Genomic DNA, 21,380 nt, shown 5'->3' on the forward strand with positions numbered 1-21,380 from the left:
GCCGACCAGTTGCAGCGCAGCCCGGCCAACAACGTTAGAATGTGCGACGTTTCGAACCCCGGACCCCCGAGCCTTGCTGACCGAACCCCGCCGCCGCGCCTACCTTTCCGCCATGCAAGTGGTGCATTGGCTGCCGCGCGCCGAACTGCCGTTCGCCGCACCGTCGCGCCCCGAGCTGCTGTTGCCGCAAGCGCCGGTAGAGCCAGTCGATTTCGCGGTTCGGCCATCCGCCCCGGCGGCCAGCGAGGCGCCGGTCGCGCCCCAGGCCCGCTCCGGCGAGCGCCCGAAAATCGAGATTCCGCGCCCGGGCAGCACGCCCAAGGTCGCTGCCAAGCCGGTCGTAGCCGAGGAAGAGGCCCCCGCACCGCGCCCGGCCCCGGTACCGCCACCGCGTTTCGCGTTGCAACTGCTGCGCGCCGGCAGCTGCCTGTTGCTGGTCGAGCTGGCTACCGGCCAGCCTTTCCAGAGTCGCGACCCCTCCTATCTGCTGCTCAAGGACATGCTGCGTGCCGCCGGCCTGCCCGATGCGCCGCAGATCATTGGCGAGCCCGTGCGCTGGCCGCTGCTGGTGCGCGGCAACATGGACCAGGGTCCGGATGCCGCACGTGACTTCGTCCAGGGCTTCATCCAGGCGCGCCTGGAAGAAACCCCCTGCAGCGTGCTGTGGCTGATCGGCTTGCCGGCCATGCGTTTCGCAGCCAGCGCCAACGATGCAGCCTATTACCAAGTACTGAAGGTCGACGGCCTGGGCGATGCCTGGGCCTTGCCGGGCCTTGAACTGTTGATGGACGAGCCGCAGCGCAAGGCGGACGTCTGGCAAGCGATGCGCCAGCTGATGGCGCGCTGGAAGAGCGTTGAATGAGTGACTCGATCAGTTTCCGCCCGATGACCGAGGCGGATCTGGATGCCGTGCTTAAGATCGAATATGCCGCGTTCAGTCATCCCTGGACCCGCGGGATCTTTCAGGATGCACTCAAATCCTACGAAGTGTGGCTGATGTTCGATGGCCAGCAACAGGTGGGGCATGGGGTGATCAATGTGATCATCGACGAGGCGCACCTGCTCAACATCACCGTCAAACCCGAGAACCAGGGTTGTGGGCTGGGGCTGAAGCTGCTTGAGCACCTGATGGCGCGGGCCTATCAGCTCAATGGCCGCGAGTGCTTCCTTGAGGTGCGGGCCAGCAACCAGTCGGCCTATCGCTTGTATGAGCGTTATGGCTTCAACGAGATCGGCCGCCGTCGCGATTACTACCCGGTTGCTGGTGGGCGCGAAGATGCGCTGGTGATGGCTTGTACGCTGCTTGAGGACTGAGTAAACCTGTACCGGCCCCTTCGCGGGCAAGCCCGCTCACACAGGATTGATGCATACCTTAAGACTGTGGGTTCCCTGTGGGAGCGGGCTTGCCCGCGAAGGGGGCGGTAAGTCGATCACAGCTCCCGCGGCACGACCTCGACCGGCTTCTTCAGGTCCCGCAGGCTGCGGGTCATCTCCCCGGTATTGCACTTCGCCGCCGCCTGCTCCGGCGTGTAATTGCGCACGGTGCGGAAGAACAGCTCACAGGTCTGCTTCTTCTGTGTCACCTGCCACTTGGTCGAGCAGGCCTCCAGGGTCATCTTCGGTTCTGCCCCTGAGTTACGGCCCATCCCCGCCTGCCAGCAGGCCGCCGTCAAATCCTGCCCCATCATCTTCAGCCCCGCCGCATCGGCCGCATCCTGATCGCCGCCATGGCTGTCCTTGTTCGCCGCATACCAGATCGCACTCGGGTGGTTGGCGCCCAGCACCGGCACCTGGGCGCCCGCCTGCGAGCTGATGCTGACCAGGCCTAGCACATTCACCTGTGGCCCGTACTGTTGCTGGATCCAGCTGCGCACCGGTGCGCCGAAGGCGACCATGGGCAGGGGTTTGGCGGTGTTCTGCAGGGTCATCTCCTTGACCATGCGCAGCTGGTAGTCCTTGAAGTAGCCGTAGGTGCCGCTCAGGGCATCGCCCGCACTGGCCGGGGCGGCGATCGGGGCGATGTCGATGATGGTCTGGTAGGCCGGGGTCTGACTGGCGTCGACGCCATTGAAAGTCAGCAGTTCAGCCCAGCGGTCGGTGGTATTGGAGCGCAGGTAGTCCTGGGCCTGGGTCAGCGAATAGTCCGGCGGGAAGTGCAGCAGCTCGATGCTGCGGCGGTTCTGCAGGGCCATGCCCAGCGGCAGGAACAGGTACCAGTCGTAGGACCATTTGCCGTCCTTGTTCAGCTGGGTGGCACCGTTATAGGCCAGCTCGCCAGTGTCGAGCAGCTTGCGCAGGGGCTCGACATAGTTGGCGGGCACGTCGCTGATGGTGGCATGCAGCCGGTCGCGCTCGCGGCTGACGTGGACCTGGGCGTTGGCATGGCCGTCGCGGCGTACGCTCTGGGTCAGGTAGTGCTCGACGGTCTGCTCCAGCGTCCAGTCGCGGTAGCAGATCACGTGGCAGTTGTTGGGGAAGGCGAAGAGGCGGGTGACGCGCTGGGTGTCGCCCAGGTCGATGCGCGCGTCGGCCAGGGCCAGGCCGCTGAAGGCGAGGACGGCGAGGATCGGTAAGGCAGTCTTGTGCATGCTTAACTCCTTGTCAGTGGCCTCCCGGGTTGGCGGCCGTGCTCATACTGAGGCAGGGAGCGTGGGGATGAGAAGAGCAAGCGGGCTGCTGCTGGCCGCAGGTGTGCTGTCGAGCACAATGGCACTGGCGGACGAGCGCGACGTGTGGATGTTCGCGCAGTGGGCGGGTGACCATCAGACCCGGCCGTTTCGCGAGATGCTGGTGGATGCGCGTCTGTACGGAGTTGTACCTATCCATCAGCTGCTGCGTTCGGCGTCGGACTGGAAGCTGTGCCATGCCTCGCCGTTTGCGGTACCGCCGGCCAGCAACTGGCCGGCAGTGCGTTCCACGTTGTCGTTGCTCAATACCCTCGACGGGCAAGGCATCTTGCGCCAGTTTGAAGTGGTGTCGGCTTATCGCAGCCCCGATCTCAATCGCTGCGCGGGCGGCGCCGTGGGGAGTGCCCATACTCGCGCCTTCGCGGTCGATATCCTGCTGCCGGCCTGGGCCGACCCCAATCCACTGTGTCGCTTCTGGCAGCAGCATGGTCAGGCCTGGAACATGGGCCTGGGGCGCTACCCGAGCGGGCGCATCCACATCGATACCGCGGGTTATCGCACCTGGGGTGGTGATGGCGGTTCAAGCTCGTCGTTCTGCAGCAAGCCTAGGTGAGTGAGGCAGGCCTGGCATTCACTTATCACCCATTTGGCGAAACGCTGGCGCTTGCCGCCATCGCTCAGTGGCTGCGGGCTGAGCAGGTAATAGGCAGAGCCATCGCGCAGGAAGCCGAACGGGGCGTGCAACTGGCCGCTGTCGAGTTCGTCACGCACCATCAATGCCGAGGCGATGGCCAGGCCCAGGCCGGCACTGGCGGCCTGTAGCGAGAGGTAGAAGTGTTCGAAGTCGCTGCGTTTGCAGTGGGTTGCCTGCCGCTCACTCAGGCGCAGCCAGGTGGGCCAGGCGTTGGGGCGGGTGCTGCTGTGCAGCAGGCGTTGGCCGCCCAGATTGTCGCTGCTGGTGCGGCTGACCGGGCCAATCCACTCATCGCATATTTTCATGCTGTGCAGCGCCGGTGGCCAATGGAAGTCATCCCGGCGTAGTGCCAGGTCGACCCCGCTCCGGGCAAAGTCCACCGGCCCGCCGGCAGCCACCAGATGCAGTTGCAGCTCCGGGTTCGCGGCATGGAAGCGTGGCAGGCGTGGGATCAGCCAGCGCATGGCGATGGTCGGCTCGCAAGACAGCACCAGCACGTTGTCGCGTTGCTGTTGTTGCAGGCGCTGCACGGCGCCTTCGAGCTGTTCGAATATCGCCTGGGTGGTGCCGTGCAGTGCCCGGCCGGCGGGGGTGAGGAAAATCGCCCGGTTGCGCCGTTCGAACAGTTCGATGCCCAGGCTTTCCTCTAGCAGGCGCACCTGGCGGCTGACGGCGCCGTGGGTGACATGCAGGCGCTCGGCGGCGCGGACGAAGCTTTCGGTTTCAGCGGCGATGTCGAAGTAGCGGAAGGCACTGAGGGTTGGCAGTTTCATGGTTCCCCTGTCTGTGAAAAAAACTATCAGATCTACTCAACTATAAATCGATTTTTAGGCATACCCACGCCCGCGATAATAGATGCATCTGTGCTTTTTCATCGTCTATCGAGGCCTTTCCCTTGACCGAACTCATTGCTGTTGCCCTCTTCACTATCCTGGCTGTCGTCAGCCCGGGCGCCGACTTCGCCCTGGTCACTCGCAGCAGTTACGCTCAGGGCCGCAAGGCCGGACTGGCCGCTGCGGTGGGGATCGCCCTGGGCGTGCAGGTGCATGTGCTGTACACGGTGCTGGGGATCGCCGTGGTCATCAGCCAGAGCCCGGCGCTGTTCCTGGCCATGAAAGTGCTCGGTGCGGGCTATCTGATTTACCTGGGCTACCAGTCATTGACCAATACAAGTCGCATCAGCCTGGAAGGGGAGGTGGCGCAACCCGGCGTGCTGGCAGCCTTACGCACAGGCGTCATGACCAACGCCCTCAACCCCAAGACCATGCTTTTTGTCGTCAGTGCCTACACCCAGGTGGTGCGGCCGGGCAGTTCATTGGGAATGGATTTCGCCTACGGTGCATTCATGTCGTTCGCTCACTGGGCCTGGTTTAGCCTGGTGGCGTTGTTCTTTTCCCGTGCGGGGTTGCGTGCGCTGATGATCGCAAGGCAGCGGCTGGTTGACCGTGTGATCGGTGTTGCGCTGATCGGTTTGGGGCTGGCCGTGGCGGTCGCCGGCGTGCGTTGATAGGGCGGGACTTTTCTGCAGGCAAAGAAAAAGGGCCTACCTTGCGGTAAGCCCTTTGACTTGTTTGGTGGCTACACAGGGACTTGAACCCCGGACCCCAGCATTATGAATGCTATGCTCTAACCAACTGAGCTATGTAGCCGATGGGGCGCATTATTCCCTTGTGATGGACCTGTGTCAACACTCATTTCAAAAAAAATTGCACGCCTTTCAAAAACTTAGCGACCGACCCCGGTTTCAACGGACGATCAGCCACTGCCCGAGCACGCCATACAGCTGCAAATGCTGCTCGGCAGCCAGTGCCGCAAGGGTTTCGCCTGGGCGGTCGAGGTTGAAGTCGCCACTCACCCGTCGATAGGCAGTCTGCTCATCCATCAGCCAGACCCGACGGCCCTGGTAGCTTGCCAGTCGCTCAATGACTTGTCCCAAGGGCATGTCGCTGGCGCGGAGGTGGCCGGTACGCCAGGCATCCGCCGTCTTAACGTCGGCTTTCTGTACCGGGTTGATCCGTGCCTCGCTGAAGGTCACTCGTTCACCCGCCGACACCATGCGCTGGTCGCCGCCCTGGATGACCATGGCCTTGCCATTGAGCACCACCAGTTCATCCTGATCGGCATGGCGCGCCACCATCAGGCGGGTGCCGTACACCTGGATGCGGGTATCGTCGACCTGAACCTCCATGGCGCGGCCATCGAGGACTACCTCCAGGTACACCTGGCCTTGTACCAGGTGCAATTGGCGCGTGCGCCCGCGCAGATCGACGTTCATTGCGCTGGCGCTGTCCAGGTGCAGCGTTGAACCGTCAGCCAGGCGCACGCTGCGCCGCTCACCTACATCAGTAGCCAGCTCGCTCGCCAGGCGTTGCATCAGTGGCCAGTAGAGATAGGCAACAGCGCCGAGCAACAGCAGGAACAGCACGGCCAATACCTTGCCCAGATTGCTACGGCGGACCTTGAGCAAACGCGGCCGTGGCCGGGCGGTGGGCACCTGAAGTTGCTGCCAGCACGCTTCCAGTTCGGCATAGGCGTGCGCATTGCGCGGCTCCTGGCACCAACGGCCGAATGCCTGGCGTTCGCCTTCATCACAGCCGGGCTGGCGCAGGCGGGCAAACCACTCCAGCGCTTCCTGCTGAGGATCGGCCTGAATATGCGTGGCGGGCATCGGGCTCATGGGTCGGTGTGCTCGCGTGAGGGCGGTTTCGCCCAACGATTACGGGGGAAGGTAGGCTGAGGATGCTAAATATATTGAGAACCATTTACAAGTACGCATTGCAGGTTAAACAAAAAGGTAGCTATGTATCTATTTGTTTCCCGATAATCGGATCCCAAACCTGCGGACGGAATTCAAGCTCATGGCCATCAGCAGCACCCCCACCGCCAGCACCGGTTCGGCAAACCAAGCCAATCCGCTGGTGATGCGCATCATCGCCTTCTGCGCCCTGGCGCACCTGATCAACGACCTCATCCAGTCCGTGCTGCCGGCGATCTACCCGATGCTCAAGGCCAACTACGACCTGAGCTTCGCCCAGATCGGCATGATCACCTTGACCTTCCAGATCACCGCCTCGCTGCTGCAACCGTGGGTCGGCTTCTTCACCGACCGCAGGCCCACGCCCAACCTGTTGCCGTTGGGCACCCTGTGCACCTTGGTGGGGATCGTCATGCTGGCCTTCGTCGGCAGCTTCCCGATGATTCTGCTGGCTTCGGCACTGGTCGGCATCGGTTCGTCGACCTTCCACCCGGAGACCTCGCGGATCGCGCGGCTGGCATCGGGCGGCCGTTTCGGCCTGGCGCAGTCGACCTTCCAGGTTGGCGGCAACACCGGTTCTGCCTTCGGTCCGTTGCTGGCGGCGGCGATCGTGATTCCGTTCGGCCAGACCCATGTGGCCTGGTTCGGCGTGGCGGCGCTGTTCTTCTTTGCCGTAACCCTCATGCTGCGCCGCTGGTACAAGGAGCACCTGAACCAGGCCAAGGCGCGCAAGGCGGTGCAGGCCACCCACGGCATCTCACGCGGGCGGGTGATCGCGGCGCTGGTGGTACTCGGGCTGCTGGTGTTTTCCAAGTACTTCTACATGGCCAGCTTCACCAGTTACTTCACCTTCTACCTGATCGAGAAGTTCAGCCTGTCGGTGGCCAGCTCGCAGTTGCACCTGTTCCTGTTCCTTGGTGCGGTGGCGGCGGGTACCTTCTTCGGCGGGCCGATCGGTGACCGCATCGGGCGCAAGGCGGTGATCTGGTTCTCGATCCTTGGTGTGGCGCCGTTCACCCTGGTGCTGCCGTATGCCGACCTGTTCTGGACCACGGTGCTCAGCGTGGTGATCGGTTTCATCCTGGCCTCGGCGTTTTCCGCGATCGTGGTGTATGCCCAGGAGCTGGTGCCGGGCAGCGTGGGCATGATTGCCGGGGTGTTCTTCGGGTTGATGTTCGGCTTTGGCGGCATTGGTGCGGCCCTGCTGGGGTACCTGGCTGATTTGCGCGGGATCGAGTATGTGTATGGGTTGTGCTCGTTCCTGCCGTTGTTCGGCCTGTTGGCGGTGTTTCTGCCAAATACTGGTAAACGCTGACATCGCCGGGGCTGCTTTGCAGCCCTTTCCGACCGGTCTGGCGCCCCGGCGAGGCCGCTCCCACACGGACTGCACATCGCCAGGCTGACACGATCACTGTGGGAGCGGCCTTGCCGGGGCGCCGGACCGGTCGGAAAGGGCCTCGCAGAGGCCCCCGGGCAATTGACGATAAGGTCAACCTTGGCCTAGAGTGCCGCCTCTCTTTTCAACACCTGCGTAGTAGCCACAGCAATGCGCCGTAGCCAATCCCTTCCACACGCCCGCCAGCCTGCCCTCCAGGCCATGCGTCGTGCGTGGCCGAGCGATACGGTGCTCAAGCGTCGCCGCAGCGTGCTGTTCGCCTTCACTTTCTCGCCACACCAAGCCCTGAACTGACATCCCCGCGCCTTTGCGTCGTCCGCCTTCCTGGCGTGCGTGTGGGCGCCTGTATCTGTGCGTCTTTTTCAGTTTTGCTTGGAGTGGTACATGAACATGCGTTTGCTGGCGGGCCTTCTGTTCGCCGTGTCGGTGGTGGGCTTCAGCCTGGGGGCCAGCCTGCCGCTGGTGTCGTTGCGCTTGCACGAGGCCGGTGCCGGCACCCTGGAAATCGGTGTCATTTCGGCCATCCCGGCCGCGGGCATGATGCTCTCGGCGTTCATGGTCGACGCCTGCTGCCGGCACCTGACCCGGCGCACCATCTACCTGCTGTGCTTCAGCCTGTGCACCGTGAGCATCGCCTTGCTCGATTCGGCGTTCGATACGCTGTGGCTGCTGGCCGTGCTGCGCCTGGGCCTGGGCATCGGCATGGGCATCGCGATCATCCTCGGCGAGTCCTGGGTCAACGAGCTGTGCCCGGACCACAACCGCGGCAAGATCATGGCCCTGTATGCCACCAGCTTCACCGGCTTCCAGGTGCTTGGCCCGGCCCTGATCGCGCTGATGGGCGCCGACAGCCCGTGGATTATCGGCGTGGTCACCATCGGTTATGGCCTGGCCCTGCTGTGCATCCTGCTGACCGTGCCCAACGACCATGTCGAGCATGGCGATGAGGGTGAGAAGAGCTTCGGCCTGGCAGGTTTCTTCCGCGTGGCGCCGGCGCTGTGCGTGGCGGTGCTGTTCTTCTCGTTCTTCGATGCCGTGGTGCTGTCGCTGCTGCCGGTGTATGCCAGCAGCCACGGTTTTGCCGTGGCCGTGGCGGCACTGATGGTGACCGTGGTGTTTGCCGGCGACATGGTGTTCCAGCTGCCGCTGGGCTGGCTGGCCGACCGCGTCGAGCGCACCGGGCTGCACCTGGTGTGCGGGCTGGTGGCGATGGCCATCGGCATCGCCCTGCCATGGCTGCTGCAGGTAACCTGGCTGTTGTGGCCGATGCTGGTGCTGCTGGGCGCGGTGGCGGGCGGTATTTACACCCTGGCGCTGGTGCTGATCGGGCAACGCTTCAAGGGGCAGGACCTGGTCACGGCGAATGCCAGCGTGGGCCTGCTGTGGGGTGTCGGCAGCCTGGTCGGGCCGCTGGTGAGCGGGGCGGCGATGGATGTGGCGCCACATGGCTTGCCGATGGCGCTGGCGCTGATGGCGGGGCTGTTCGTGTGCTTTGCCCGGCAGTCGTACCGGAGGGTGGGGAAGTTGCGGGCGGTTGCCGACTGAGTTTTGGCTTGCCTGTACGGGCCTCTTCGCGGGACAAGCCCGCTCCTACAGGTATTGCGCAATCTGTGTCGGAGCGGGCTTGTCCCGCGAAGAGGCCGGTGCAGGATTTCAGAAGGTCCCGCGCAGGGTCACCGACACGTTGCGTGGATCACCCCAGTAATATCCGGTCGGCGTCGGCGCCACCTGGCGATAGTACTTGCGGTCGAAGATATTGTTGGCATTCAACTGCAACGAGTAGTTGTCGTTGAAGCGGTAGTTGACCATGGCGTTGTACACCGCATAGCCCGACTGTGAAGCCACTGCCGTGCCGCTGCGGTTGTAGATGTCGCTCTGCGCCTGAACCCCGCCACCGATGGTCCAGGCCCCCAGCTCGCCTGGCAGGCGATAGGAGCTGAACAGGCGCAGCATGCGCTTGGGGTCGGTGGTGCGGATGGCATTGCCAGTATTGCTGGTGGTGTCCTTGAGGTACTCGGTGGTGTTGTAGGTGTAGCCACCGCTGACGTTCCAGCCCGGCAGCACTTCACCAGAAATCTCCAGCTCGAAACCCTGGCTGCGGTTCTTGCCCGCCGCCACCTTGCAGTAACCCGAGGTGTAGTTGGGCAGGCATGGGTTGGGGCCGTTGATGTCGTCCAGCGGGTTGCCCACCTGGTAGATGCGGAAGAACGCCAGCGAGGTGTTCAGTCGGCCTTCGTAGAACTCACCCTTTATACCGGTTTCGTATGCCTCGCCGGTGGTCGGCTCGAGCACCGAGCCGCTGACGTCGGTGGCGGTCTGCGGGTTGAAGATTTCGGTATAGCTGGCGTAGGTGCTGAAGTTGTCGTTGAGGTCGTAGATCAGCGCGGCGTACGGCACGATCTTGTTGTCGACGCTGAACTTGCCATTGCTGCGCGTGTTGTTTTCCTGCTCGTAGTCATACCAGTTCGAGCGCGCGCCGATGATCGCGGTAAGCGGGTCGGCCAGTGAGATGCGCCAGGTGGCATAGGCGCCTTCCTGGGTGGTGCGGGTACGCACCGGGTGGGCGGTGATGTCGATGTGCGGGTTGGCCAGGCTGGTCTTCGGGTCCCACTCGCGGATGTCGAATACGCCGGACTGCACATTGTTGGTGGCAGAGGCGTAGGAGTCGTTGCGAATGCGCTCCACGCCCAGCATCAGCTCATGGGTGCGGCCGAGCAGGTCGAATGGCCCGTTCAGCGTGGCGCTGAGGTTGTTCTGCAGGCTCTCACCGCCATCGCCTTCGGTGACCTGATAGTTCATCAGGTACGGGTTGTTGGTCGGGTTGGCGGTACCGCTGGCGCGGGTGAAGTAGGTCTGCTTGAAGCCGTCGTCGGCCAGTTTGAAGTGGGTGCGCTGGGCCATCAGCTTGAGCTTCCAGTCGTTGTCGAAGCGGTGCTCGAGCTCGGCGAACGTCTGCAGGTTGCTGCGGTTCCAGCGGTTCCAGTCGGCACCCAGGTAGGTGCTACGGCCGAATGGCAGGGGCGAGCCGTCGTAGTCGGCAGGCAAGTTGCCCCAGGCGCCAGTGGCGTCGAGCTTGGTCCACTCAAGGCCAGTGGTCAGGGTGGTGCTGTCGTTCAGGTCGAAGGCCAGCACGCCGTAGAGCACTTCCTTGCGTTCCTGGCGCGATTGCTGGAAGTGGTCCTTGTCATCGTGCACGGCAATCACCCGTCCACGCACGTTGCCGGTTTCAGTCAGCGGGCCGGAAATGTCCGCCACGTAGCGCTGGGCGTCCCACGAGCCCAGGGTCACGCTGCCTTCGCCCTGGTACTCATAGGTTGGGCGCTTGCGCACCAGGTTGACCGTACCCGACGGGTTGCCGGCGCCGCGGATCATGCCGGTGGCGCCGCGCAGGATCTCGGCGCGATCGATGATTGCCGAATCACTCTGGATGAACGATCCGCCACCGCTGCTTTGCACCACGGTGGCACCGTCATACTGGATGGCATCGATCGCATAGCCGCGCGAGTAGTACTGCACCCGCTCGCTGTCGGTCAGGTTCACGACAACCCCGGGCGTCTGCTCCAGCAGGTTGGTCAGGTTGGTGATGTTCTGATCGTCGATGCGCTGACGGGTGACCACAGTGACCGATTGCGGGGTGTGGCGAAGGCTTTGCGCGGTCTTGCCGATGGTCACTGCGCCGGTAGTGTATGAACCGCTGTTCTCGGTGGTTTCGCCCAGGCGGTCAGAAGAAATGCTGGTGGCCCCCAGCTCCAGCGCACCGTCCGCATCCATGGCCGGGATCAGCAGGAAGCTGCTGTCACCTTCCTGCTGCACCTGCACATCGCTGCCTTGCAGCAAGATCGACAATGCCCCGGCGCCATCATGGCGGCCCTGCACGCCACGGGTGGTCTTGCCTTGCAGGCTGGCGGCATCGAACGACAGGTTCAGCCCGCCTTGACGAGCCAACTGGTCCAACGCGGGGGCCAAAGGGCCGGCTGGAATGTTCAAGTCGATCTGCTGCTGGCCGGCCGGCGCCGCCAGTGCCGCCAGCGGAAGTGCCAAGCCAGCGCCAAGGCCAAGGCCGAATACGGCAGCGCGCACAGCCTGGCGCAGCCGCTCGTTGCGGGGGGAACTCGGGTGAATCATCGACCGCTCCTGAAGGTTTCGTAGACCACTTTTCGGGCTTTGTTCCTTCAGGCCGCACGAGAATGAGATTCCACCTCATTCTTTTTTGAAAACTTTCAGGCCGCGTCGATGCTGACCCAGTAACGCGTGCGGTAATCGATACGCACCGGCAGGCTGCGCGCGAGCAGCTGCAGGATTCGTTCACTGTCGTCCAGCTGGTAGGTGCCAGAGACTTTCAGTTCGGCCACTCCCGGCGCACAGTGCAGCAAACCCGGGCGGTAGCGCGCCAGTTCGGCGACAAACTCGCCGAGCGGCATCTGCTGCACGCTGAGCACACCATCGGTCCAGCCCCAAGGGTCGGCGTGCAGGTTGGCCGGTGAGTAGGCGCCGTTCGCCGACACTTGCAGCACTTCGCCGGCATGCACCTGGCGTGGCGAAGCGGAGTAGGGGAATAGCGTGACCTCGCCGCGGCGCACGGCCAGCAGCAGGCCTTGGTCGTTCTCGCGCAGCAGCAACTGGCCGTCGCGTGTGGCCAGCGGGCCAAGGCGGGTATTGATGCGGAACGGCCGATTGTCGCTGGCGTTGCTGTCCAGGCTGAACTCGCCACGCACCAGGGTCAGTTCGCGTTGGCCGGCGCTGTAGTGCAGGTCAATGGCACTGGCGGTATTGAGTTGGATGTGGCTGCCATCACTGCCCTGCACGCGGCGGCGTTCGCCCGTTGCCGTGCTGTTGTCAGCCATCAGCGCCGGCAGCCCGAGGGGCTCGCGGGCGGCCCAGCCGAGGCTGCCGCCGACGGCCAGCACGGCCAGCAGCTTGAGGTGGTCACGGCGGCTGATGCGCTGGCGCTGGCTGCCCTCCAAAGTACGCCGGCTCAGTGTGTTGGGCAGCCCGGCCAGCTCGTTGCTGAGGCCACTGACCCGCTGCCAGGCCAGGGCGTTCTGTGGGTGACTGGCCAACCATTGCTGGAATCGTTGCTCGGTAGCCGGGCTCGGGGTATCGAAGCGCAGTTTGACCAGCCACTCGATGGCCTGGTCGACCTGAGCTTGTGCGGGTGCGCGTTCAGAGTTCGGCATAGCGCAACCGGTAGCAGGCGCCCAAGGCCTTGGCCAGGTCACGCTCGACGGTAGCCCGCGAAACATCCAGGTGCAGTGCGATTTGCGGGATGCTCAGGCCATCGAGCTGCGCCAGCAGGAAGGCCTGGCGGGTACGCGGCTTGAGCTGGTGCAGGGCACGGTCGAGGCGTTCGAGGATATCGAGGATGACCAGTCGGTGCTCCTCGCTGGGCACTTCGCCCTCGGGCAGCAGCGCCAGGCTTTCCTGGTAGGCGCGCTCCAGCGCACGGCGACGGAACTGATCGATCATCAGTCCGCGGGCGATGCTGCTCAGGTACGCGCGCGGTTCTTTCAATGGCGACACCTGGCGTGCGCGCAGCAGGCGGACGAAGGTGTCCTGTGCCAGGTCGGCAGCGTTCTCCTGACAACCTACCCGGCTGCGCAGCCAGCCACGCAACCAGGCGTGATGGGACTGATAGAGCAGGGCGACCTCGGTCGGTTTGAGCGTGTCGTTGATCTGCATCGTATCGAAGGCCTGGTCCTTTGGGGGGGTGTGTTTTTGTGAATAGTTCTCAATTCTATGCGGGGATGCTGGCATTGAGCAATGGCATACCAAGAATTAGCCGCGCAAGATCCGGGGGGTGTGCGATGGGCAGCTGGGCTAAGCTGGGCCTGCTTTGAACCCACAGGAGCTACGGATGATCCTCGCCGACCTCTCGCCTGACGCTTACCGTGAAGCCACTGAATACCTGGCCGCGCTGGACCCGGACTGGGCGCGGCATATCGAGGTGACCGGGCCCTGCCTGCATCAGGCGACGCCAGGGCGCGAACCTTATGAAGCGTTGGTGCGGGCGATTGCCTATCAGCAGTTGCATGCGCGGGCGGCCGAGGCGATCCTCGGGCGGTTGCTGGCGCTGTTCCCTGGGCAGGTGTTTCCGGCGCCAGAACAACTGCTGGCGGTCAGCCCCGATGTGATGCGTGGCTGCGGCTTTTCGGCGAGCAAGCTGGCGACCATTCAGGGGATCGCCCAGGCAAGCCTGGAGGGCGTGGTACCGAGCCGGGATGAGGCTTTGGCCGTTGCCGATGAAGCCTTGATAGAGCGCCTGGTGCCCTTGCGTGGGGTGGGCCGTTGGACAGTGGAAATGCTGTTGATCTACAGCCTGGAGCGTTCGGATATCCTGCCCGTGGACGATTTTGGCGTGCGCGAGGGGTATCGCCGGCTCAAGGGGCTGGACAAGGCACCGACACCCGCCCAGATGCGCTCGCTGGGCGGTGGCTGGAGCCCGTATCGGACAGTGGCTGCCTGGTACCTGTGGCGGGCCTGATTTTTTGCATTGGCTTTGCCGGCCTCTTCGCGGGTAAACCCGCTCCCACAGGGGGCGCAACATGCCCTAGCCCTGTGCAGTACCTGTGGGAGCGGGTTTACCCACGAAAGGGCCGGAACAGACGAAACAGATAGCCGAGGTAGACCGCGATGAATGCCTTCACTACTGACACCCAACGCTGGCAAGCCGTACAAGCCCGCGACCAGTCTGCCACAGGCCACTTCGTCTACGCCGTGCGCACCACTGGCGTGTACTGCCACCCCGGCTGCAAATCACGCATGGCCAAGCGCGAAAACGTCGAGTTCTTCAACGATGCCAGCAGCGCCGAAGTTGCCGGCTATCGTGCCTGCCGCCGCTGCATGGCAAAACCAGACGCCAACCGCCGCTCCGATCTGGTCGCCCGCGCCTGCCGTCTGCTGGAAAGCAGCGACACCCCGCCCAGCCTCGACCAGCTCGGCGCGCATCTGGCCGTCAGTCCTTTCCACCTGCACCGCCTGTTCAAGGCCGAAACCGGGCTCACGCCCAAGGCCTACGCCAGCGCCTTCCGTGCCCGACGCCTGCGCGAGCGGCTGGGCGACGGGCACAGCTCGGTGACCGATGCCATCTACGACGCCGGCTACAACTCCAACAGCCGATTCTATGAAAGCGCCGACCAGCGGCTGGGCATGCGCCCCCGTGAGTTTCGCTCAGGCGGCGCCGGGGCGCGCATCCACTTCGCCATTGGCCAATGTTTCCTGGGGGCGATTCTGGTGGCCCAGAGTGACAAGGGGATCTGCGCGATTCTCTTGGGCGATGATCCTGAAGTGTTGCTCGAACAGTTGCAGGACCAGTTCCCCAAAGCCCACCTGATCGGAGGCGATGCCGGCTACGAGCGGCTGGTCGCCGAAGTTGTAGGCTTTATCGAGGCGCCGGCACTGGGCCTTGACCTGCCACTGGATGTCCAGGGCACCGCCTTCCAGGAACGGGTCTGGCAGGCCTTGCGCGAAGTACCGGTGGGCAGCCGGGTCAGCTATACCGACATCGCCGAGTGCATCGGTGCACCCAAGGCCGTGCGTGCCGTGGCCATGGCCTGCGCCGCCAACCACATTGCCGTGGCCATCCCTTGCCATCGGGTGGTGCGCCGCGACGGCGACATCAGCGGCTATCGATGGGGGGTTGAGCGCAAGCGGCAACTGTTGGCGCGAGAAACGGCACTCTCCTGATCACCGGAAGCCGCGTAGAATGCCCCGCCAAATCGATGTGTAAAGAGGAACATTCGATGAGGCGTGTCAGCCTTGCCCGATTCTACCTGGGGGTGATGACCCTGATGCTGGCCCTGGCCGCGCCGGCCTGGTCGGCCCCGGCCACGCCGGTGTCCAGCCTGGCCGCCGCGGAAATGCCGGTGCTCGATGAAAATGCCAGCTACGAGCAACTGAGCGAGCGGCTCGACCAGATCCGCCAGGGCGTGACCAGCAATGCCAACGACGACCTGCTGTCGCAGCTGCGCATGGCCGCGGTGCAGGTACAACGCCAGGCTGATGCCTTGAGCGCCTTGCGTACCGCCGATGTGGAAAAGCTCGACGACAAACTCAAGGTGCTCGGCCCGGTGCAACCGGACGAAGCCGAAAGCCTGACCCGTCAACGCAAGCAACTCGATGCCGAGAAAAAGGCTCTGGTCGCGCAGCAGGAGCAAGCCGCCAAGCTGACCCAGTCGGCGCGTGACCTGTCGACGCAGATCGTCAACCTGCGCCGCAGCCAGTTCAACTCGCAGATACTCAGCCGCGCCGCCTCACCGCTGAGCCCGGCGTTCTGGTCGAGCCTGATTCGCCCGACCGAGGACGACGTGGCGCGCTTGCGCGACCTGCGTGGCGAGGCCAGCGATGCCCTGAGCAGCGCATTCAGCGCAGATAGTCGCTGGTTCTTCATCGGTAGCGTAGTGGCCGCGTTCCTGGTGTGGATCTGGCTGCGGCGGGTGATCGAGCGCCTGCTGGCCAGCATCATGGTGCATCGTTTGCCAGAGGGGCGCCTGCGTCGCAGTGCCCTGGCATTGAGCGTGAGCCTGGCCACCCTTGGCACCATCTCCGGCTCGGTGTCGCTGCTGCGCTGGGGGCTGGAAAACAGCGCCGAACTGGGTTCGGACATCGCCAGCCTGACTAATCACTTCCTCACCCTGGTGGTGTTCAGCGCCTTCATCACCGGCCTGGGCCGTGCCATGCTGATGCTGCAACGGCCGTCCTGGCGGCTACCGCCGATCCATGACGAAGTGGCCAATGCGTTGGGTTGGTTCCCCAAGCTGCTGGCGCTGGCGTTGATGGTCATGCTGACCATGGAACGCATCAACAGCGTGATTGGCACCAGCCTGGCGCTGACCGTGGCCACCAACGGCCTGACGGCGCTGGTGGTGGCGGCGATCTTCGCAATGGCGCTGGTGCGATACCGCCGCACACTACGCAAGCACAAACTGGATCGCCCGACCGGGTTGGCCGGCCTCATTCCGTTCGTGATCGTAGTGTGGGTCGGGCTGATCATTCTGGCGCTGCTGGCTGGTTACCTGACCCTGGCCTACTTCCTCACTGCCAAACTGCTGTGGATAAGCGTGGTAGCGGTGTGCGCGTATCTGCTGACCACGTTCCTGGCCGACCTCTGCGAGACTCTGCTGTCACCGCGTCAGTCGGGCGGCCTGGCGCTGGCCTCGACCTTGGGCTTGGCGCCACGCCACCAGGCCCAGGCCAGCACTATCCTGGTGGGTATCAGCCGCACGGTGCTGCTGTTCCTGGCGGTGATGCTGGCACTGATGCCGTCCGGTACCAGCCCCGGCGAGCTGCTGCTCAGCCTGGGCGACTGGGATGGCACTGGCGGCAAGTTGCTGGGTAACCTCAACATCGTGCCGCAGGACATCCTGCTGGCGGTGGCGATGCTATTCGGCGGCATGTTCGGCATTCGCGTGGTGAAGCGCTGGCTGAGCGAGCGGCTGCTGCCGGAAACCGACATGGACGCCGGCATGCGGGCGTCGCTGGTGACCCTGGTCGGTTACCTCGGCTTCCTGTTCCTGGCCATGCTGGTGATGTCGACCCTGCGCATCAACCTCACCAGCCTGACCTGGGTGGTCAGTGCGCTGTCGGTCGGTATCGGTTTCGGCTTGCAGCAGATCGTGCAGAATTTCATCTCCGGCCTGATCCTGCTAACTGAGCGCCCGGTCAAGGTGGGCGACTGGGTGAGCCTGGCGGGGGTCGAAGGGGACATTCGCCGGATCAACGTGCGCGCCACCGAGATCCAGATGTCCGACCGCTCCACGGTGATCGTGCCCAACTCGCAGTTCATCTCGCAGAACGTGCGCAACGTGACCATGGGCAATGCCTTGGGCGTGGTGGGTATCACCCTGACCTTGCCGCTGGAGACCGATGCCAACCACGTGCGCGAGCTGTTGCTGGCGGCTTATCACGAGCATGAGGCGATTCTCGATGCGCCAGCCTGTTCGGTGAGCTTCAAGGACTTGACCTCGGCGGGCATGGTCATAGGTGTGAGTGGATACGTGGCGGGGCCACGGCAGGTGTCGAGCACCCGCAGCGACTTGCTCTTCACCATTCTCGGGCGCTTACGCGATGAAGGCATTGCCCTGTCCTCGCCGCAGAGCATGGTGCTGGTACAGGAAAGTTCGCGTCCGGCCGACGAATCGGTGTGATTTCGGGGCCGCTGCGCGGCCCTGTCGCGACACAAGGCCGCTCCTACAGGAGATCGCGTTCCTCTGTAGGAGCGGCCTTGTGTCGCGAAAGGGGCGCACAGCGCCCCCGAATTCAATGCTGCTTGGCCTGCCTGATCCGCAGCAAAATCACCAACAGCACCAACAACACCGGCGGCGCCATGCCCAACAGCGCATCCCGCGCCGTCAGCCCAAGCCCCAGCACATTCAGCCCGCCGTACAGCAGCTTGAACAGGTTCAGCAGGTAGTAGGTGATGGCGATGATCGACAGCCCTTCCACCGCCCGCTGGATCTTCACCTGGGCATCGGCGCGGGCATTGAGGCTACGCAGGATCCCCGCATTCTGCTCTTCCATCTCGACCTGCACCCGCGCCTGCAGCAAGTCACCCAGGTTGGCGACGTTCTTCGCCAGTTGCTCCAGGCGCTGTTCGGTAGCCGCGCAGTAACGCACGGTCGGCTTGAAGCGGCGCTCGATGAAGATGCCCAGGCGTTGGCAATCTCCGACATGGCTCTCACGCAACTCACCCAGGCGTTCGAACACCAGCTGCGCATAGGCCTGGGTGGCACCGAAGCGATGGCGGGTCTTCACCGTGCGGCTGACCACCTGGCGCGACAGGTGGGCGATGGCCTCGAGCAGGGCCTTGGAATCGTGGCCATCACCGCCGGCACTGCGCTCCGACAGTTGCACCAAGGTCTTGTCGAAGGCATCAAGTTCCTGGCTCAGGGCCTTGGCCGTGGTTAGGGTCAGCGAGGCCATCATGCGGTAGGTCTCGATCTCCAGCAGGCGGCGGATCATCCGGCCCTGGCGGTAGGCGTTGAGGCGGCGGTTGATGAACAGGAAGCGGTTGGTGCCGTCCGTGGTCAGGCGGAAGTCGCTCCACACCACTGCATCGCCACCGCCGACGCAGGAACCGCATGGGTCCTTGAAACCGTAGTGGGGCAGGTTGAGGTCCTGCTCGTCACGTACCAGCACCTGCACGGCATTGATCACCTGCGCCGCCTGCGGCGCGATGGCTTCGGCCAGCACCGGTGGTAGCGGTAGCCATTCGGTGTCGGCGGCAGAGCAAGGCACCACCAGGGTCAGGGTGAAGAACTCGGTGTGCCGCTCCCATTTGAACGGGTGGCCATTCAGGCGGGTGATGCCTTGGGCGGCATCGGCGTCGATCGCTTCCGGGCAGCAGCGTTGCAGCAGTGCAGCGCAAGCCGCATCGCCGCCCAGGACGGCCAGGTGAAAGACATGCGCCGGGCCATCGAAGTACAGCGACGGGCGGGCGTGCAACTCGTTGTGCAAGGCGGTGCGTTGAGGGTGCATGGTGGTCCGGCCTGGTGTTGTGATTGTGGGGGTACCAGGGAGTGGGACTTTGCGGGGGGAGGGGAAAGTCACGTGGGGGAGATTTGTATTGGATGTGCCGGCCTCTTCTCGACGGCTCGGCACCAGCGCTTCGGCCTTGCAGTCCTCAGCAGCCCCGAATCAGAAGCACAACCTGAGCATGTCGGCCAACTCCCGGTCGTTGGCGTCACGCGATCGGCTGCAAGCCTTCAGCGCTTGCTCCAGGCAACGTACCAGGCACCGTGCGGCCGGGTCCAGGGCTTGGTCGCGCAGATGTATCACGCTGATGTCGCCTTCCTCCAGCGGCTCGTTCAATACCAGCGCCTTGGCATTGCTACGCAGCGGTTCGCACAACAGCATCGGCTCGGGCGAATAACCGAGCAGGCCTGCGTCGACGATCAGGCTGCTGAGCATGGCGCTGGACTGGGCGCAAACGATGCGACCCGGCTCGATGCTCAAACCGTGGCGCCCGAACAACTGGTGCATCAGCGCGTGCTGCCCGGCCTGGGTAAAGTTCATGACCCAGTCCTGCTCCAGCAACTGACCCAGCGAGTGGGCTGCTTGCAGCGGATGGTCTGTGCGCGCCAGCACTCGCATGTGGTAATGCGCCAGCACTTGATGGCTGAACTCCTGCCCAGGTAGCCCGCTCGCGGGCCCCAGGGCGAACTGCATCTGGCCGGTGCGTAACAGCGCAAGGCTTACCGCCTGCAGCCCTTCATACAGCTCCAGCTGAACCATCGGCATTTCCTCGCGAAACGCCTGTAGCGCAGTGCCGAGCAAGGTCTGGCCGAACCAGGGCGTGACCCCCACACACAGGTGGGTCGGCGGCTCGCCGCGCAGGCTCGCCAGGTCACGCTGGGCCTTCTCCAGCTGGCTGGCGATCTGCCGGGCGTGGGGCAGCAGGGCCAATCCTGCCGAGGTCAGGCGCGCGCCGCCGGCATGGCGGGCCAGCAAGGGCAGCCGCTGCTCCTCTTCCAGCTCGCGCAAGGCACGGGTGATGGCGGCCTGGGACAGGTCCAGGGCGCGGGCGGCCGAACGGATACCGCCGTGGTCGGCCACCGCGATCAGAGCCTGTAGCTGGTGCAGCTTCACGATGCGTCTCCTGCCTGAACACCAAGGGTCGTCATGACAACATTTTTGCGGCTTATGCCCCGCCGCCGCTGGCGCTAGGTTAGAGCACGAGGCCAAGGCCGCCAACGGGCCGTGCAGTGTCGCCTCGCAGACCAGGAAACAACAACATGCCTACACCCTGCATTCCCCCCGGTATCATCGCCATCACTCCGGCCATGATCGATCTGCGCCGGGCCATCCATCGCCAGCCCGAGCTGGGCTTCGAAGAATTCGCCACCCGCGCCCAAGTGGTGAGCCACCTGCGCCAATGGGGATATGAAGTCCACCAAGGCCTGGCCGAAACCGCCGTGGTCGGTACCTTGCACAATGGCGAAGGCCCCACACTGGGCCTGCGCGCCGAACTCGATGCCTTGCCCATCGACGAACAGAGCGGAAAACCCTGGGCCAGCACGGTGCGGGGCAAGATGCACGCCTGCGGCCATGACGGGCACACCGCGATGCTTCTGGCCGCAGCCTGCGAACTGGCGCGCGAACGTCACTGGCGCGGCACCCTGCACCTGTTCTTTCAGCCCGCCGAGGAAGGCCATGGTGGTTCCGGGGCCAAGCGCATGCTCGATGAAGGGGTGTTCGAATACTTCCCCTGCGACGCCGTCTATGCCCTGCACAATTCACCCGGCATGCCACTCGGCCAGTTCGGCGTGCTCGCCGGGCCGCGCATGGCGTCCACTGACAGCGTGACCATCGTCATCCACGGCAACGGCGGTCACGGCGCCATGCCGGACCGCGCGATCGACCCGGTGGTGGTCGGTGCTTCGCTGGTACTGGCGTTGCAGACCATCGTCTCGCGCAACGTGCCGCCCAGCGAAACCGCGATCATCACCGTGGGTGCCTTCCTGGCCGGCGATGCTGCCAATGTCATCCCCGGGCAGGCCGAACTGCGCCTGAGCGTGCGCACTCTCGACCCCTCCGTGCGCCGCCTGCTGCGCCAGCGCATCCAGGCCCTGGCCGAGTACCACGCGCAAAGCTACGGCGCCACCGCCGAAGTGAGCTTCGGTGAAGGCTACCCGGTGCTGGTCAACGATCCGCAGGCCAGTCAGCTGGCCGAACAGGTGATACAGGACTGGCTCGGTGATGAAGGCCTGGCGCAGGGCCAGAAACCCATTTGCGCCAGCGACGATTTCGCCTTCTGGCTGGAGCGGGTGCCCGGTTGCTACCTGCTGATTGGCAATGGCGAAGGCAGTGGCAGCTGTGAGGTCCACAACCCCGGTTACGACTTCAACGACCTGGCACTGCCCTTGGGCGCAACCTTCTGGGTGCGACTGGCGCGGCGCTTCCTGGCCTGACGGC

At 64.3% G+C, this 21,380-nt stretch carries 18 protein-coding genes and 1 tRNA gene; 10 read left to right on the forward strand and 9 right to left on the reverse strand.

The window, feature by feature from the left end; all coding sequences use genetic code 11:
• The first annotated feature begins 73 nt into the window (after positions 1-73).
• Together ACLEJU_RS15065 and rimI are read left to right on the forward strand one after the other, a co-directional pair.
• On the forward strand, positions 74-862 hold the full coding sequence (locus ACLEJU_RS15065) for an energy transducer TonB (protein WP_435424508.1): 789 nt from the start codon (positions 74-76) through the stop codon (positions 860-862).
• On the forward strand, positions 859-1,314 hold the full coding sequence (gene rimI, locus ACLEJU_RS15070; RefSeq protein ID WP_060512520.1) for a ribosomal protein S18-alanine N-acetyltransferase: 456 nt from the start codon (positions 859-861) through the stop codon (positions 1,312-1,314). The genes ACLEJU_RS15065 and rimI overlap by 4 nt, the downstream gene beginning before the upstream one ends.
• A 116-nt stretch (positions 1,315-1,430) precedes the next feature.
• Here rimI and ACLEJU_RS15075 read toward each other — a convergent pair whose 3' ends face one another.
• Positions 1,431-2,588, reverse strand: a complete 1,158-nt coding sequence (locus tag ACLEJU_RS15075; RefSeq protein WP_435424507.1) for a hypothetical protein — start codon at positions 2,586-2,588, stop codon at positions 1,431-1,433.
• Between the two features lie 67 nt (positions 2,589-2,655).
• On the opposite strand from ACLEJU_RS15075, the gene ACLEJU_RS15080 reads away from it, so the two are divergent.
• Positions 2,656-3,240, forward strand: coding sequence for a D-Ala-D-Ala carboxypeptidase family metallohydrolase (locus ACLEJU_RS15080; RefSeq protein ID WP_435424506.1), 585 nt, complete (start codon positions 2,656-2,658; stop codon positions 3,238-3,240).
• Here ACLEJU_RS15080 and ACLEJU_RS15085 read toward each other — a convergent pair.
• Positions 3,180-4,094, reverse strand: a complete 915-nt coding sequence (locus ACLEJU_RS15085) for a LysR substrate-binding domain-containing protein (protein WP_435424505.1) — start codon at positions 4,092-4,094, stop codon at positions 3,180-3,182. The two genes, ACLEJU_RS15080 and ACLEJU_RS15085, sit on opposite strands and share 61 nt — an antisense overlap.
• Positions 4,095-4,216: 122 nt before the next feature.
• On the opposite strand from ACLEJU_RS15085, the gene ACLEJU_RS15090 reads away from it, so the two are divergent.
• Complete coding sequence (locus ACLEJU_RS15090; RefSeq protein WP_435424504.1) at positions 4,217-4,828, forward strand: LysE family translocator; 612 nt, start codon at positions 4,217-4,219, stop codon at positions 4,826-4,828.
• A 65-nt stretch (positions 4,829-4,893) separates the two neighbouring features.
• Here ACLEJU_RS15090 and ACLEJU_RS15095 read toward each other — a convergent pair.
• Positions 4,894-4,970, reverse strand: a tRNA-Met gene (locus ACLEJU_RS15095).
• A 95-nt stretch (positions 4,971-5,065) separates the two neighbouring features.
• Positions 5,066-5,998, reverse strand: coding sequence for a FecR family protein (locus tag ACLEJU_RS15100; RefSeq protein ID WP_435424503.1), 933 nt, complete (start codon positions 5,996-5,998; stop codon positions 5,066-5,068).
• 181 nt (positions 5,999-6,179) lie between these two features.
• Here ACLEJU_RS15100 and ACLEJU_RS15105 point away from each other — a divergent pair, with 181 nt between their 5' ends.
• A complete protein-coding gene (locus ACLEJU_RS15105; protein ID WP_435424502.1) occupies positions 6,180-7,391 on the forward strand; it encodes an MFS transporter in 1,212 nt (403 codons plus the stop codon).
• Positions 7,392-7,856: 465 nt separating this feature from the next.
• Positions 7,857-9,017, forward strand: a complete 1,161-nt coding sequence (locus ACLEJU_RS15110; protein ID WP_435424500.1) for an MFS transporter — start codon at positions 7,857-7,859, stop codon at positions 9,015-9,017.
• A 108-nt stretch (positions 9,018-9,125) separates the two neighbouring features.
• On the opposite strand, the gene ACLEJU_RS15115 is transcribed toward ACLEJU_RS15110, so the two are convergent.
• The 3 genes from ACLEJU_RS15115 to ACLEJU_RS15125 form a co-directional block, all read right to left on the reverse strand.
• Positions 9,126-11,597 (reverse strand): TonB-dependent siderophore receptor, encoded by a 2,472-nt coding sequence (locus ACLEJU_RS15115; RefSeq protein ID WP_435424499.1) that lies wholly within the window; start codon positions 11,595-11,597, stop codon positions 9,126-9,128.
• A 95-nt stretch (positions 11,598-11,692) separates the two neighbouring features.
• The gene (locus ACLEJU_RS15120; RefSeq protein ID WP_435424498.1) at positions 11,693-12,649 is read right to left on the reverse strand and encodes a FecR domain-containing protein; all 957 of its coding nucleotides are present in this window, start codon (positions 12,647-12,649) and stop codon (positions 11,693-11,695) included.
• Positions 12,636-13,151, reverse strand: coding sequence for a sigma-70 family RNA polymerase sigma factor (locus ACLEJU_RS15125; RefSeq protein ID WP_435424497.1), 516 nt, complete (start codon positions 13,149-13,151; stop codon positions 12,636-12,638). The genes ACLEJU_RS15120 and ACLEJU_RS15125 overlap by 14 nt, the downstream gene beginning before the upstream one ends.
• A gap of 175 nt (positions 13,152-13,326) precedes the next feature.
• Here ACLEJU_RS15125 and ACLEJU_RS15130 point away from each other — a divergent pair, with 175 nt between their 5' ends.
• The 3 genes from ACLEJU_RS15130 to ACLEJU_RS15140 all read left to right on the forward strand — a co-directional run bounded on the left by ACLEJU_RS15130 (position 13,327) and on the right by ACLEJU_RS15140 (position 17,614).
• On the forward strand, positions 13,327-13,953 hold the full coding sequence (locus ACLEJU_RS15130; protein ID WP_435424496.1) for a DNA-3-methyladenine glycosylase family protein: 627 nt from the start codon (positions 13,327-13,329) through the stop codon (positions 13,951-13,953).
• Positions 13,954-14,102: 149 nt separating this feature from the next.
• Positions 14,103-15,155 carry a bifunctional DNA-binding transcriptional regulator/O6-methylguanine-DNA methyltransferase Ada gene (ada, locus tag ACLEJU_RS15135; protein WP_435424495.1) on the forward strand — a complete coding sequence of 351 codons (1,053 nt, stop codon included), beginning with the start codon at positions 14,103-14,105 and terminating at the stop codon, positions 15,153-15,155.
• A 56-nt stretch (positions 15,156-15,211) separates the two neighbouring features.
• Positions 15,212-17,614 carry a DUF3772 domain-containing protein gene (locus ACLEJU_RS15140; RefSeq protein WP_435424494.1) on the forward strand — a complete coding sequence of 801 codons (2,403 nt, stop codon included), beginning with the start codon at positions 15,212-15,214 and terminating at the stop codon, positions 17,612-17,614.
• 112 nt (positions 17,615-17,726) lie between these two features.
• On the opposite strand, the gene ACLEJU_RS15145 is transcribed toward ACLEJU_RS15140, so the two are convergent.
• Together ACLEJU_RS15145 and ACLEJU_RS15150 are read right to left on the reverse strand one after the other, a co-directional pair.
• Positions 17,727-18,944, reverse strand: a complete 1,218-nt coding sequence (locus tag ACLEJU_RS15145; protein WP_435425254.1) for a DUF3422 domain-containing protein — start codon at positions 18,942-18,944, stop codon at positions 17,727-17,729.
• A gap of 159 nt (positions 18,945-19,103) precedes the next feature.
• On the reverse strand, positions 19,104-20,054 hold the full coding sequence (locus ACLEJU_RS15150; RefSeq protein ID WP_435425253.1) for a LysR family transcriptional regulator: 951 nt from the start codon (positions 20,052-20,054) through the stop codon (positions 19,104-19,106).
• A 146-nt stretch (positions 20,055-20,200) separates the two neighbouring features.
• Between ACLEJU_RS15150 and ACLEJU_RS15155 the strand changes: the two genes are divergently transcribed.
• The gene (locus ACLEJU_RS15155) at positions 20,201-21,376 is read left to right on the forward strand and encodes a M20 aminoacylase family protein (protein WP_435425252.1); all 1,176 of its coding nucleotides are present in this window, start codon (positions 20,201-20,203) and stop codon (positions 21,374-21,376) included.
• The last annotated feature ends 4 nt before the right edge of the window (positions 21,377-21,380 follow it).

This window comes from Pseudomonas sp. SMN11, from assembly GCF_052041945.1.
In the GTDB taxonomy this organism is placed as follows: Bacteria; Pseudomonadota; Gammaproteobacteria; order Pseudomonadales; family Pseudomonadaceae; genus Aquipseudomonas.

Excerpts from the sequence above, each read along its gene's own strand:
- rimI (WP_060512520.1), top strand. The coding sequence starts at position 859 with ATGAGTGACTCGATCAGTTTCCGCCCGATGACCGAGGCGGATCTGGAT.
- ACLEJU_RS15075 (WP_435424507.1), bottom strand. The coding sequence starts at position 2,588 with ATGCACAAGACTGCCTTACCGATCCTCGCCGTCCTCGCCTTCAGCGGC.
- ACLEJU_RS15080 (WP_435424506.1), top strand. The coding sequence starts at position 2,656 with ATGAGAAGAGCAAGCGGGCTGCTGCTGGCCGCAGGTGTGCTGTCGAGC.
- ACLEJU_RS15085 (WP_435424505.1), bottom strand. The coding sequence starts at position 4,094 with ATGAAACTGCCAACCCTCAGTGCCTTCCGCTACTTCGACATCGCCGCT.
- ACLEJU_RS15100 (WP_435424503.1), bottom strand. The coding sequence starts at position 5,998 with ATGAGCCCGATGCCCGCCACGCATATTCAGGCCGATCCTCAGCAGGAA.
- ACLEJU_RS15105 (WP_435424502.1), top strand. The coding sequence starts at position 6,180 with ATGGCCATCAGCAGCACCCCCACCGCCAGCACCGGTTCGGCAAACCAA.
- ACLEJU_RS15110 (WP_435424500.1), top strand. The coding sequence starts at position 7,857 with ATGAACATGCGTTTGCTGGCGGGCCTTCTGTTCGCCGTGTCGGTGGTG.
- ACLEJU_RS15115 (WP_435424499.1), bottom strand. The coding sequence starts at position 11,597 with ATGATTCACCCGAGTTCCCCCCGCAACGAGCGGCTGCGCCAGGCTGTG.
- ACLEJU_RS15120 (WP_435424498.1), bottom strand. The coding sequence starts at position 12,649 with ATGCCGAACTCTGAACGCGCACCCGCACAAGCTCAGGTCGACCAGGCC.
- ACLEJU_RS15125 (WP_435424497.1), bottom strand. The coding sequence starts at position 13,151 with ATGCAGATCAACGACACGCTCAAACCGACCGAGGTCGCCCTGCTCTAT.
- ACLEJU_RS15130 (WP_435424496.1), top strand. The coding sequence starts at position 13,327 with ATGATCCTCGCCGACCTCTCGCCTGACGCTTACCGTGAAGCCACTGAA.
- ada (WP_435424495.1), top strand. The coding sequence starts at position 14,103 with ATGAATGCCTTCACTACTGACACCCAACGCTGGCAAGCCGTACAAGCC.
- ACLEJU_RS15140 (WP_435424494.1), top strand. The coding sequence starts at position 15,212 with ATGAGGCGTGTCAGCCTTGCCCGATTCTACCTGGGGGTGATGACCCTG.
- ACLEJU_RS15145 (WP_435425254.1), bottom strand. The coding sequence starts at position 18,944 with ATGCACCCTCAACGCACCGCCTTGCACAACGAGTTGCACGCCCGCCCG.
- ACLEJU_RS15155 (WP_435425252.1), top strand. The coding sequence starts at position 20,201 with ATGCCTACACCCTGCATTCCCCCCGGTATCATCGCCATCACTCCGGCC.